We start from the raw sequence: 13,007 nt of genomic DNA on the forward strand, positions 1-13,007 counted from the left end.
CCGCCGGGTCCGGTCAGGATTCCGCCGGACCGAGCGACAGCGTGACCGTGCGGTTGCGCGGCGCGTCGGGGAAGGGCCCCTCCCGCTGGTCCGCGCTGACGAGGGCGAACGCCGTCAGCGGCAGACCGCCGCCCGCCGCGAGGTGTTCGGCGGCCACCTGGGCACGGGCCAGCGCGATGCCCGCGCCCCCGGTCGCCGGGCCGCCGGGCACGGCGACCACGTGCCCGATCACGGTGGTCCTGACCCGCAACGCCGCCAGCCGGCGGCCGAGCCCGTCGAGAAGCGCGGCACCCGGCCCGCTGATCACGGTCTCCGCGGGAAACAGCCCGGAGGCGAAGAGGACTTGGACGTCCCCGGCGCGCCGCCGCACGAGCACGCCCGGCATCGCCAGCCCGGCGGCGATCGCGTCGAGGTCCCGCGCGCGACGGGCGGCCGCGGTCGCGTTGGCGGCGTCGAGCGCGTCGAGGCGATCCTGCAGGATCTGCGCCCGTGAAGGTTGTTCCGGCGGCCGCACCGGTTCCGCCGGTGAGACGGGCCCGCCGGACGCGAGCAGGCCCGCTCCGGCGGCCAGCGCCGCGCAGACGAGCACGGACGCGACGACCACGGTCCGGCCCGCGGTGAGGATCGGCCGGGCCGGGCGGCGCTTCGCGCGGATCCGGGCGAGGGTCCGGCGGCCGGCGGCGGCGTCCGGATCGTCCGGCACCAGTTCCTGCACCCTGGCCCAGCATCGATCCGCCTCGGCCGGCTCACCGCGCTGCGCGTGCACCCTGGCCCGCAGATCGAGTCCGGCGACGTCGTCGAGCCCGCGCAGCAGGGTTTCCGCCCGGTCGAGGTCGCCCGCCCAGGCGGCCAGCCAGGCCCGGTACACCCGCGGATCCGCGTCCGATCCCTGGTGGCGCACGGTGTTCATCGCTTCTGCACCACCCCGATGGTCCCGTCCCGTTTCTCCGGCGGGATCAGGCCGAACAGCTGCCGGTTCACCTCGGTCAGCGCCCGCTGGTCGCCGGCGCCGATGGCCCGCTTGCCCGCGTCGACCAGCGGGCCCGCCCCCGGCGCCGTGCCGACCCTGGCGACCAGGCTGTAGAACACCTTGACCGGCCAGTCGGGGGTACGCCGCTCCAGCTCGATCACGAACGCGGTGCCCCGGTCGATCTGCGTCCGCACCGCCGCCGCGTCCTGGGACCGGATCGCGTCCCGCGCGCGGCCGTTCAGCGCGTCGAGCTCCTGGCGGTCGGCGGGGGAGCCGGCCTGCCCGACCAGCTGCGCGGCCTCGTTGAGCAGATCTTGCAGCTCCTGCACCAGCTCGGTCAGCCGGACCGCGTCCTCGACCTCGTCCAGCTCCGCCTGGATGTCGCGCAGCCGGTCCTCGGCGTCCTTGGCCGCACTGGGGTCCACTTTGGACACTCTGACCTGCTCGCGCGCGACCGCGAAGGGATCCTTCCGCTCCAGCTCCGCCATCCGGCGCCCGGCGTCGGGGGACTTCGCCGACTCACCACGCAGCGAGTCCCGCCGCCGCTGCGTGTCGATCAGCATCACCTCCAGCACCTCCGGTGCCTGCGTCCGGAGGCCGGACATGTCGATGCGCGCTTCGAACAGGGCGTCGAGCAGCGGGACCTCGGCGCTGACCGTGACGAGGCTCGACGCGTTCATCTCAAAGGTGACCTCGATGTCGCTGCCCTGCGGGAGATCGATCCGGAGATCGCGGGGCCGGATCTGCAACATCCCCACCTCCCGGTTGCGATCTCCCCGGCGGCGTTCGCCCTGCACCACCGGGATGCGGATCATCGCCTCGGTGTCCGCGCGGCGCAGCGCCTCGGCGGTGACGAACCGCTCCGTCCTGGCCTTCGGCAGCGGTGTGCCCTTGGCCAGCACCGGGGCGAACAGGCGGTCGTGCAGCTGGATGCCCAGCGAGTGCTCGAGGGTGACGCCGCCGAACTCGGTTTCCCCGTGCGTGATCGACAGGCTGTCCGGGGTGAGCGCGCAGCGGGCGCCGGTGCCGTCGGTCAGCTCGATGGTGAACCGGGAGGTCCGGTGCGGGTCGACGTCGACCTCGGTGACGAACGCGCCCGTCCGGTTCACCGGGGTGCGGGCCGAACGGAACGACGGCACCCCGCCCGGGTTGGCGAGCGTGACCGCGTATCCCGACCAGTCCACAGTGGACGAACTGTGCAGGGTGCCCGCGACGCTGGTCGTGCGCGTGCTCACCCGCGGGTCGTAGACGAGGGACACCGCGAACTCCCCGGGGGCGGGCGCGGGCGCGCCGGTACGCGGGCGCCGGATCGTGCTCGCGAAGATCGCCGCGCCGCGCGCGACGACGGTGGTGGGGTCGAGGCCGATGTCGAGCTCGATGCCGAGGCCGTGCCGCGGATCCGCGAGCCGCTCACGCAGGCCCGGCGCGAGGGTGGCGCCGCCGACCAGGAGCAGCCGGTCGATGTCGCCCGCGTCGAGCATCGCCTCGGCGAGCGCGTCCCGGCACAGGTCGACCGCACGCGCGTAGTACGGCTCGGCGATCGCGTCGAGCCGGTCGCGACGCAGGGTGTACTCGAAGGTTTCGGAGCTCCCGTGTTCGTCGAGCAGCTCGTCCATGATCACGGTCTCGTACTGGACCGAGAGCTGGATCTTCGCCTGCTCGGCCAGGCCCTTGAGCGTCGCGAAGTTGGCGCGCCACTTCGGGTTGTCCCGGCGGAACCCGGCGAATCCGAGCGCGTCGGCCGCGGCGGGCGCCAGTACCCGCTCGGCGAGCGCCCAGTCGATCTGCTTCCCGCCGAGATGCAGATCGCCCGCGTGGTTGAGCACCCGCAGTTCGCCGTCGCGCTTGCTGACCACGGCCGCGTCGAAGGTGCCGCCGCCGAAGTCGAACACCATCCAGTGGGCGTCCTCGGTGCTGTTGTCGAGGCCGTAGGCGAACGCGGCCGCCGTCGGCTCCTGTACCAGCGGGCACTCCAGGTCGAATCCCGCCAGTTCCGCCGCGTCGGTGGTCGCCCTGCGCTGGTCGAGGGTGAACGCGGCGGGCACCGTGATCACCGCGCAGCCGGGCGACTCGCCGAGGCGGGCCACGACGTTCCCGCGCAACGACTTGAGGACCTCGGCCGACAGCTGCTGCGGGGTCAGCGTCACCCCGGCCCGCTCGAACGGCCTGCCCGCGTCGGCGAGCCCCATGTCCTGTTTGAACTCCGCGGCCGCGTTCGCCGGATCCCGCTCGACGCGTTCGCGTGCCCTGACACCCACGAAAACCTGATCCCGCTTGGGTATCCAGACCGCGGACGGGGTGATCTCCCGCTCGTCGCCGACACTCTTCACGATCGAGACGGCGCCGTGGTCGGCGGCGACCGCGATGGCACTGTTGGTCGTGCCGAGGTCGATCCCGAAGTCGATGGTTTCACGCATGGGCGTCTCCTTCGCGGTGGGTGCCGGGCCGGGCCCCCGCCCCGGCGGGCGGGCAGCCGACCACGACCTGGCCGATCTGGATGTGCCGGTCCCGGAAGTAGACCGACGGGCGGACGGTCCGCAGCACCCGTTCGGTGTCGGTGGCCGGGTCGTCTTCGAAGAGGACGACTTCGAGTGTCCGGCCGGGGTGGTAGGGATCCCCGTCGTGGTCCTGCACGACCAGCGCCGCCTCGGCCAGCGCCTCCTGGCAGAGGCGCAGATAGCGGTCGGTCTGCCGGACGTAGCGGGAGGAACCCTCGTCCTGGGCGAGCTTCCGCCGCGCGCGCCAGAGGTTCGTCGCCGCCTCGGCCAGTGCCCCGTCGTCGGGCACCGGCGGTGCTTCGGCGGCCTCGGGCGGCGTGGTGAGCAGCCGGGTCATCTCGTCGAGCACCTGCTCGAATCCGGTTTCCGGCGGCGCGATCCGGAACGCGCGATGATGCCGCCGCTGCCGGAGTTCCGCGCGCACCCGCGAGATCAGCCCGCTCATCTGGCTCCTCCGGTGAAGGTCCGGTCATCGGTCCGCCTGGCCGTGCAGCCGGCGTAGAGGGTCGCTTTCGGGTTGTCCCACCAGGCCTTCGCGGGCCATCGGACGTCGAAGCGGTACTCGGCAGGAAGCGACCTCTCGGCGGCCACCTTCCGGCACGCCTCCGAGGCGGCCGCGTAGACGGCGTTGTCCCCCGGCCAGGTCGAACCCGGTTGGTACAGCACGGGATAGCCGAGGATCTCAGCCCAATGTGGACGGTCGCAGCGCACGATCGGCACGTTCCGGGGCGGGGTTGGATCGTCCACTTTGGACTCGATACAGGTCCCGGCGGGCGCGTTGCCGGACACGGCCGGGCCGTAGAGATCCATCGGCACCGCGATTTCGGACGACTTCGGGCCGGTGTTCAGCAGTTGCCGCGCGGGCAGTGCTCCGTCGTCGATCCGGTGCAGCACGCAGGTCGCGTAGTTCTCGCCCTTGTGCCCACCCGAGTTCCAGGATTCCTGGCCGGGATAGGCGAAATCCGTCGCGTACCGACCGGCGGGCAGGCCCTGCTGGGCGAGCAGGAACCCGCACTCGAACCGGGCCAGCGCCGGGGTCTGGTCCGGTCCGGGATAGGGCGAGGGCACCGCGCCCAGTTTCACGTAGCCGAGCACCTCACCCCAGTGCTCGGCGTCGCAGGCGGCCACCGGAACTCGCGACTTGTCGCCGTTCCACCCGTCCTTCGACGCGATGCAGGTACCCGCGACGGCGTTGCCCGCGATCGTTTCCGCGAAGAACGCCGCGGTCGCTTCGGGCTTGGGCCACACCAAGCCGACGACGACCGACACCGCGACGATCAGCCCGGCGGCGATGAGTTCCGGCGCGTACCACAACAACCACCAGAATCCGGTTCTGGCGCTCAGATCCGGCATTTCGCCCCCGCCGCCCCGGACGGCCCGGGAGCGTTCGGCGGGCCTCGGGTAGCGAGGACCCGGCGCTCCCGGGTACGCATCCCCGGCCTCGTCCGGATCGACGCCGAGTCCGGCGAGCGCTCGCCGCCGATCCCGATCGGCGCTTCCCGCCGTCCACCGCTTTTGTCCGCCGAGCCCGGCGAGCAACCGGTCGATCTCCGCTGTCCCCGGGCCGCCGCGCAGGTGCCGCTTGATGTCGAGCAGCATCTCCCTGGCGAGATCGGATCGGCGCGCCGCGGTCAGCTCCGCGATCTTCGCCTCGATCGCGGCGAAGCCGCGCACGATCTCCTCCAGCGTGCCGGTGTTCGCGTCGATGGTGGCCAGTGCCTCCGCGTCGGAGGTCAGCTCCCGTGCCGTGCCGAGCCACCGGCGCGCGTTCGTGGCGGCGACGGGCCCGTCCCGGTCGATCAGCGCGGTGGCGCAGTTGTTGAGCAGCAGCGCGGTGTCGTTCCGCGTGGTCGCGGTGCGGCGGTGCCTGCGGTGCGGGACCACCGCGTCGAGCTGGGCGAGGCAGGGCAGAACCTGGTGGTAGACCAGCGAAGCGGCACTCTCGGGCTCACCGCCGTGCAGCAGCTCACCCGCCGTCGTCATCGCCGCGCGGGCCGCGTCGAACCGGTCCGCGACCGCTTCCTCCAGCTGCTCGTCGATGACCCGTGCCCGCACACCGGGCCAGGCCCGTGCCTGATCGGCGAGCCACCCCTGTTCGTCGGTGGATCCGGCGGCGAGGTCGATCAGCGGCCGGAGCAACGTGAGCGGCACCCCTTCCCGCAGCGCGTCGAGCACGGACTCGTCGAGCTGTCGTTCGCCGAGTGCCGCGATCCGGTCGAGGACGTGGTTCCAGAAGGCGGCGCGGCGCAGCACGCGGCCCCACCGCTGGCCCGCCGTGGACCACAGCTTTTCGACCTCGTCGAGTTCTTCGTCGGTGAGATCACCACCCGCGGTTTCCCGATCGAGCGCGGCGCTGTGGGCCAGCACCGCCGCGTCGTGGTCCCGGTGCAGCGTGCCGACACACCCGCAACCGGTGCTTGATTCGCCCCACAGCCAGAACAGCTCGTCCACGAGCCTGCGGTGCGGACTGTCGAGCAGCAGGTCGAACGCGGCGCGTGCCTCCTCCAGCCCGACCGGGAGCGGGTGCCCGAGATCGACGTCGGCCCCGGCCTCCAGCGCGGCGAGCACCTGCCGACGGCGCTGCCGCACGGCCTTCCGGTCCGCGTCCGTGGGCAGCCCGGTCACGCGGAAGGCGTTGTGCCGGTACAGCCGCGGTCCGGCGATCGCCCGCAGCGCGGCGGCCGTCCGCTCGCTCGCCGTGCGATGCCGAGGGGGCAGCTGTTCGGACACATCCACTCCAGCCGGTCGGAACGCCACCGTGTGGCGAAGGCCGGATTTCTACAGCCGGATTCGCGGGACCGGTCCCGCGCCAGTGACGACTGCGGTACTCTGCGTCGCAGGGTTGAGGTCCAGGGCGGGGGACGCGAACCATGGCAGCTGTCGAAGAAATGATCGCCGGTCGGTACAAGCTGCGAAAGAAACTCGGATCCGGCGGAATGGGCGTCGTCTGGCTGGCGACGGACGAGGTTCTCGAGCGGGAAGTCGCGCTCAAATGCCCGCAGCTGGGTGACAAACGGGGCGCCAGACGTCTCCGGATCGAGGCACGCAACGCCGCGCGCCTGCGTCATCCGCACATCGTCGCGGTGTACGACGTTTTCGACGAGGGCACCACCTGCTGGCTGGTACAGGAATACGTCGAGGCTCGCAGCCTCGCGGAGATCGTGCGGGAGGACGGCACGCTGAAACCGCGGCGGGCCGCGGCGATCGGCTGGCAGATCGCGGACGCGCTGGCGGAAGCGCATGCTCAGGGCGTCGTGCATTGCGACGTCACGCCGGAAAACGTCCTCGTCACCGGCGACGGCGTCGCCAAACTGACCGATTTCGGGGTTTCCCGGGCGATCTGGAGCGAAATCACCCAGACCGACACCGTCGCCGTGCGCGGAAAACTGCCCTATCTCGCACCGGAGGTCGCCCAGGGACAGCAAGCCGGTCGCGAATCCGACATGTTTTCCCTCGGCGCCACGCTTTTCGCGGCTGTCGAAGGACATTCGCCGCTCGGCGAGGCCGACCACCCGGCGGCATGGGTGGCGAAGGCGGCGGCGTGCGAGGTCGAAACGCCCCGCAAGGCAGGCGAACTGGCTTCGCCGTTGACCCAGCTGTTGCTGTCGGACCCGAAGCGCCGTCTCGACGCGGCCCACGCGACGGAAGCCTTCAAGAAGATCAGCCCGCCGGACCCGAAGATCCTGGAATGGGACGCGCGCTGGCGGGCCACGAGCAGGCCACCGGAGTTCGAACGCCGCCGTGTCCGCCGGCGGCGGGTCCTGCTCGGCGCGACGGTGATCGTGTCGATCGCCGCCGTCGCCGGGATCGTTTTCCTTCTCCTGCCCCGTTCCGGCGCCGCCCCCGCCGCGGTTCCCCCGCCGGTGGGGATGGGTGACGCGCGCACGGCCGACCCCTGCGCCCTGGTCAGTACCGCTTCGATGGCCCGGTTCGGCAGGGTCACGCTTTCCCTGGACTCCGGCAACTTCGACCGATGCGATCTGCTGGTGCGACCGCGAGAGAAGCCCGTCGGCGGCGTCGAACTGAATCTCGCCACGGGCCCGCCGGAGCGGAATCCGAGTCTGCTGAGCAGACAGGCGGGCTCGGTGGAGGTCCTTTCCGCGCCGGCCGACGGGAACCACTGCGTCCGGCTGCTCGGCCTGCCCGACGGCAACCGGGTCGAACTCACCGGCAAGAAGTACGACCCGGCGGGGCCGGAGCCGTGCGCGCTCGCCGACGGGGCCACCGACTACGCGGTCGAGGTGCTCAACCGCGGCCCGGTTCCCCGGCGCGCGGCGCCGCCCGCGACGTCGCTGGCCTCGGCCGACGCCTGCGGGTTACTCGAGGCCGGAGCGCTCAGCAGCGTCCCCGGCATCGACGCGCTGCATCCCGAAGCGGGCTTCGGCAACTGGCGTTGCCGGTGGACCAGCACGACCGAGCACAGCGGCGGCGTCGACCTGTTCTTCGACCGGAACCAGCCGCTGACCGCCGACGACGGCCAGCCGGTGCGGCTCGCCGGCCGGGCGGGTTTCGTGAAGCCGCAGTTCGACGGGCCCGACGACTGCACCGTCCGGGTCCAGCACCGCCCGTACCAGGACACCAACGGGGATCCGATGGTCGAACTGGTCGTGGTCAAGGTGTTCGGCTCCTGGCCGGAGGCGCAGCGGTGCGCGATGGCGAGCACGCTCGCGGCCGCGCTCAAGCTGCCGCGGTGAACGGGACCGGTCCCGGACCCGGTGGCTACCGTCACGGGGGCGCGACCCGGTGGAGGAGGCCGAAGTGCCGGAGACACCTCAGACCCTCAGGCCCCGGGGCGGACGGCTCCTGTCCGCCTCGCACGAAAGCCTCGCCAGAGGCATCACTTCGACGCCGCCGGGCGCGGTTTCGGCGCTGTCACTGACCGGCGGCGTGAGCTGGGGCCCCAAGGAGGGACGGCGGCTCATCTTCGGCCGCAACCGGCCGGAGGTGCATGTCTGCCTTGGCGAGAACGACCTGCGGGTCAGCCGCCACCACGGCACGCTGACCTGTGAGAGCGGCCGGTGGTGGGTCAGCAACCACGGCGGGGTGCCGATCCGGCTCGCCGGGTCCCGGCTGCTGTTCCGGGACGAGGACCAGGTTCCGCTCGACACCGGCTACACGCCGTTGTTCGTGCGCGGTTCGGGCAGCCGGGAGCATCTGCTGGAGATCTACGTCAGCGGCCCGGACGGCGGGATGCCCCAGCCGCAGTACTCGCGGCAGACCTGCCCCGGCGAGGTCTACCCGCTCAGCCCCGCGGAACGGCTGGCGCTGGTGGCGCTCGGCCAGCGGTACCTGCTCCACGAGGCACGGCCGCAACCGTGGTCGTGGAAGGACACCGCCCAGCTGCTCGCCGAGATCCAGCCCGGCTTCGGCTGGAAGTCCCGCCGCGTCGAGGAACTGGTCGGCGAAGTCCGCCTCCGGCTCTCCCGCGCGGGGGTGCCCGGCCTGACCAGGGACGAGGTGCCGGAGCCGCTCGGCAACGCGCTCAACCACAACCTGCTGACCGAACTGCTCATGTCGGCGACACTGGTGCCCCGCGACCTCGACCTGCTCGACGAGCCGGAGTAAGGGTCCCGAGGGTGGTAATGGCCTGCGGACCGTCGACCGGAGTCGGTGGCGGACATTCTGTGCGTGGAATGCGGGCCGGAACCGACTATGCTGGTTGCTGCATCCAGTGCCACCCGGGATCGTCCCGGCACCTCAATGGGGTTCCGCACTGGAAGGTCGCCCCATGATCCATTAGATACTGTGAGGTCTCCGCAATGAATGAGAAGCCAGTGATGGCGTTGGTGGGTTTCGTGCGGTCGATTGCTGTTCTCGCACTTCCCGCTGACGGTCAAATTCGGTGGCTCAATTCATTGGGTCTCCCTGGCGGAGCGGCGATTGCGGACGAGTTGGCGCAAGAATTCGGCGACGGTTGCCTGCTGTTGGCGCAATTTGTCGAGCATGGATGGATTTCGGAACGGCTGGCGAAGAAGTTGCGTGGGCTGGACACGCTGCTGGGGGTGATGAGCGGACCCGAGAAGGCGGAGATATGGGAAGTTTCGGCCTTGGAGAGTGCCGCCGAGTGGATTGAGGTGCGAAAGCGAGCCCTGGAGATCCTGGTGGATCTCTGATCAGAACCCCTAAGTAACGTGGTGAGCGTGTCGGCGTGCCTCCCGCAGGTCTGACGGAATCGCCACGGCGCACAGGGGCGAAGGCGCTGCCGAACGCGGCTGTCGGAGGTGTGGAACTGGGCAAGCCCTTGAAGTTCTCGGCGTCGACTATCGAAAGAGCATGGAATGAGGCGGAGCCTGTGAAAAAACTGGTGGAGCGGATCGTCGAGATACAAAGCCCCAGGTCCGGGCCTCCCTGATCCCGTGTCGCCATCCGGATAAATATGGGGCAACATCGAACTTCTTGGCAACGAGGAGCTTGAATATCTTAACGGAGTAGACTACCGGTTATTTCCGGAGCCCGGTGGGCTGCTTCCCTGGGGTGACGACCTCCAGGGTGGCCTTTTCTGCTGGATCACCGACCCGGTGGAGTCCGACGGCTGGCCGGTCGCCTACTACAACCAAGATCTCAACGAATGGAGAGAACGTCATACTTCGATGGCCGAGATCATCCTGGAGTTGTTTTCCAACGCTGACAAAAACAACATCCTCCGCTGGAACCTCGATGACGAGCCCGCGGTTTTCAGGGTGCTGTCCACGTGCACTGGGAAACGGAGTTTGGCGGCCTCACCCTGAGTACGAATAGCTCCCACGCGCACTGGAGATCGCTCGACAACATCCGAGATAGCGTGCCCGTGATCGAGCACGAGATCGTTCACTGTGTGCGGACTGGGGGCACCGAGGCCGGTGATCGCGCTCCCGCGGGCCGGTGCTGGTGAGCTGGCTGGAAGACTATTGAGCGGGGACGTGCCATCGTGAGGGTGGGACCAAATGGGGGAGGCTGGGTTGATGGGGTTCACGACACCGGGCAAGCCGGTGGATGTCGGGGTGGAGTTTCCGGAACTGGCCGGGCTGGCGCGGACGACGGTGCGGTTGCACCCGTGGCAGGGCTCGGTGACGGCGCGCGAGTCGTCGTTGGGTGGGCCGTTGTTGTGGCCGGCCGAGGAAGCGTGGCCGGTGTGCACGATCGACCATCCCGATTCTCGGCCGTTGACCAGTGTGCGGGGGCAGCGGCTGGAGCGACGCCGGGACGAGCTCGGCACGAAGGTGAACGACCTCGCCCGCGCCGGAGAACACGACGCGGTCGGCGTGTTCTATCGGGAGTTGAAGGAACTGGAGGCCGCGATCCGGGAGTTGCGGCGCACGGAGTTCGCCGATGATCCGGCGGCGTCGTTGCCGATGGTGCCGGTCGCGCAGTTCTACGCGCGTGATGTGCCGGAGTTGCCGTTCCCGGAGGGGAGTGATGTGTGTCAGGTGTTGTGGTGCCCGACCGATCACGAGCCTCACTATGGGCCGCGGCCGGTGGTGCGGTGGCGGGACTCGGCGAGCGTGACCGCGGTGGGCGCGGCGGTAGAGCCGGATCCCGTGCTCAGCGCCGAGGAGTCTCTGCCGGTGCCCTGCCGGGTCTGGCCGGAACGGGTGGTGGAGTTCCCGCACTGGCGCGACCTGCCCTCCGACGAGGTACGCGAACGGGTCGCGGTGTGGGAGAAGGAGCGGGAGTGGTCCTACAGCGAGCATTTGTCGGTCGCGCCGGGTTCGAAGGTCGGGGGCTGGGTCAGCTGGGTGCAGGATCCGTTCTGGCCGGAGTGCGACCGTGGGCATCGGATGGATCACCTGCTCACCGTCGCCACCGGTGAGTGGGGTGACGAGTCCTGGCGGACGTGGATGCCGCTGGAGGAGCGGGCCGGGACGGAGTTCGTGAAGCAGGTGCGATTCGCGCTGGCCGACGGCAGCACCACCAGTGCCAAGATCGGGCTTGACGAGCAGTTCGATGCCACCCGCACCTTCTTCGGCAGGGCGGTGGCGCCGGAAACGGTGACGGAGCGTGTCATCCCCGGTGATGACGCCCAGCCGGGCCGGTTGGATCTGATGATCGGCGATGTCGGGGACCTGTACCTGTTCGTGTGCCCGACCTGCCCGGACCGGCCCACCGCCGTCGAGGCCCAGTGGGGCTGACAGCACGGCCTGACGAACGGTCCGGTGTCCGCGGCCTCACCGATCAGAAATCCCGCGCCACGTCGTCAGTTCTGGTAGCCCTCGCACCGGTGGAAGGATTGATGACATGACCGACGACAGGCCGCTGGGTGCCGACGAGGCCACCTTCCTCGCGGCGGTCCGCGCGGACGACACAGCGCGGTTCGCGCTCATCACGGAGCGCTACCGGCGTGCGCTGCGGGTGCACTGCTACCGGATGCTCGCGAACTACGAGGACGCCCAGGACCTGACGCAGGAGACGTTCCTGCGGGCGTGGCACAAGCGAGAGTCGTTCAAGGGCCACGCCGCGCTGCGGACCTGGCTGTACCGGATCGCGACGAACGCCTGCCTCGACTTCCTGGAGAAGCGCAACGACCGCACACCGGTACCGGCCGGGCTGTCGGGCGCGGACTGGGAAGTGCTGTACCTGCAGCCGTACCCCGACCGGATGCTCCCCGAGGACCCGCAGGAATCGGTGGTGGCGCGGGAGACGATCGAGCTGGCGTTCATCGTCGCCGTCCAGCATCTGCCGCCGCGGCAGCGGGCGGTGTTCATCCTGCGCGACGTCCTCGGCTGGCCGGCGTCGAAGGCCGCCGACTCCCTCGAGCTGACCGTCGCATCGGTGACCAGCGCACTGCAACGGGCGCGCGTGACGATGCGCGAACAGTTGCCCGACCGCCGCTTCGACTGGCGGATCACCGACGCCCACGAGCTGTCGAACGACGAGCGCGGCGTGGTGAAGTCGTATATCGACGCCCATGAGCGCAACGACCTCGACGGCTTGACGTCCCTGCTGCGCGACGACCTGCGCTTCGCGATGCTGCCCGATGCGGGCACCTTGACCACGACGGCCAAGGACGCGGTGGAGGGCTGGGTCTCCGGTGGGCTCTTCCAGTGCGGCCACGACGACTGGCGCGGTATCACCACGACGGTCAACCGCATGCCCGCCGCCGCGCTCTATCTCCGCACCCCCGGCGACCCGGAACACCGGCTGTTCGCCATCGCGGTCCTGCGCATCGCCGACGGGAAGATCGCCGAGCTCACCGGATTCGACGCCACCGGCAAGCCATGGCTGGGCCTGCCCCCGGCACTGTGATCGGCCAACTTTCCGTCGTCGACGAAGTCCAGCGCACCGGGCGGCAACTCACGAGCCGAGCGGCCATATCCGTTGGTCCTCGCTGATTGTCGTTTCACCGGTTTCAGCGTTCGAAAGCCCGCACGGTGGCAGGCTGGCCGATCTTGGCCGGCTTCGGTGAGCGGCGAGCGAAGGCGATCATGACAGCGGGTACGAGGACGGTGTGGATGCGTCGATCGGTACGACGGAGAAGTATTCCTCGCTGCGGCCGATGAGACTGCTGTCGAACCGGAAGTACATCTCCGCGTGTACTTCACTGCGTGACCCGTCGGTCATGG

Annotated in this window: 10 protein-coding genes; 5 read left to right on the plus strand and 5 right to left on the minus strand. The window is 70.2% G+C overall.

What is annotated here, in order from left to right:
• Window positions 1–13 precede the first annotated feature (13 nt).
• From ABD987_RS07670 to ABD987_RS07685, 4 genes are read right to left on the minus strand one after another with little or no spacing between them, the layout of a single operon-like run.
• Window positions 14–910, minus strand: a complete 897-nt coding sequence (locus tag ABD987_RS07670) for a tetratricopeptide repeat protein (RefSeq protein ID WP_345388563.1) — start codon at window positions 908–910, stop codon at window positions 14–16.
• Window positions 907–3,387 carry an Hsp70 family protein gene (locus ABD987_RS07675; protein ID WP_345388565.1) on the minus strand — a complete coding sequence of 827 codons (2,481 nt, stop codon included), beginning with the start codon at window positions 3,385–3,387 and terminating at the stop codon, window positions 907–909. The genes ABD987_RS07670 and ABD987_RS07675 overlap by 4 nt, the downstream gene beginning before the upstream one ends.
• On the minus strand, window positions 3,380–3,913 hold the full coding sequence (locus ABD987_RS07680) for a hypothetical protein (protein WP_345388567.1): 534 nt from the start codon (window positions 3,911–3,913) through the stop codon (window positions 3,380–3,382). Before ABD987_RS07680 ends, ABD987_RS07675 begins: the two co-directional genes overlap by 8 nt.
• Window positions 3,910–6,198 carry a septum formation family protein gene (locus ABD987_RS07685; protein ID WP_345388568.1) on the minus strand — a complete coding sequence of 763 codons (2,289 nt, stop codon included), beginning with the start codon at window positions 6,196–6,198 and terminating at the stop codon, window positions 3,910–3,912. Before ABD987_RS07685 ends, ABD987_RS07680 begins: the two co-directional genes overlap by 4 nt.
• 140 nt (window positions 6,199–6,338) lie before the next feature.
• On the opposite strand from ABD987_RS07685, the gene ABD987_RS07690 reads away from it, so the two are divergent.
• From ABD987_RS07690 to ABD987_RS07710, 5 genes are all read left to right on the plus strand, one after another.
• A complete protein-coding gene (locus tag ABD987_RS07690; RefSeq protein WP_345388569.1) occupies window positions 6,339–8,162 on the plus strand; it encodes a serine/threonine-protein kinase in 1,824 nt (607 codons plus the stop codon).
• A 64-nt stretch (window positions 8,163–8,226) separates the two neighbouring features.
• A complete protein-coding gene (locus tag ABD987_RS07695) occupies window positions 8,227–9,033 on the plus strand; it encodes an FHA domain-containing protein (protein ID WP_345388571.1) in 807 nt (268 codons plus the stop codon).
• A 194-nt stretch (window positions 9,034–9,227) separates the two neighbouring features.
• On the plus strand, window positions 9,228–9,581 hold the full coding sequence (locus ABD987_RS07700; RefSeq protein ID WP_345388573.1) for a hypothetical protein: 354 nt from the start codon (window positions 9,228–9,230) through the stop codon (window positions 9,579–9,581).
• Window positions 9,582–10,409: 828 nt separating this feature from the next.
• Window positions 10,410–11,576, plus strand: a complete 1,167-nt coding sequence (locus ABD987_RS07705; protein WP_345388575.1) for a hypothetical protein — start codon at window positions 10,410–10,412, stop codon at window positions 11,574–11,576.
• A gap of 106 nt (window positions 11,577–11,682) precedes the next feature.
• A complete protein-coding gene (locus tag ABD987_RS07710) occupies window positions 11,683–12,690 on the plus strand; it encodes an RNA polymerase subunit sigma-70 (RefSeq protein ID WP_345388577.1) in 1,008 nt (335 codons plus the stop codon).
• A gap of 177 nt (window positions 12,691–12,867) precedes the next feature.
• Here ABD987_RS07710 and ABD987_RS07715 read toward each other — a convergent pair whose 3' ends face one another.
• Window positions 12,868–13,005, minus strand: coding sequence for a hypothetical protein (locus ABD987_RS07715; RefSeq protein ID WP_345388579.1), 138 nt, complete (start codon window positions 13,003–13,005; stop codon window positions 12,868–12,870).
• Window positions 13,006–13,007: the final 2 nt, after the last annotated feature.

Origin of the sequence: Amycolatopsis samaneae, assembly GCF_039541975.1 — a bacterium.
GTDB lineage: Bacteria > Actinomycetota > Actinomycetes > Mycobacteriales > Pseudonocardiaceae > Amycolatopsis > Amycolatopsis samaneae.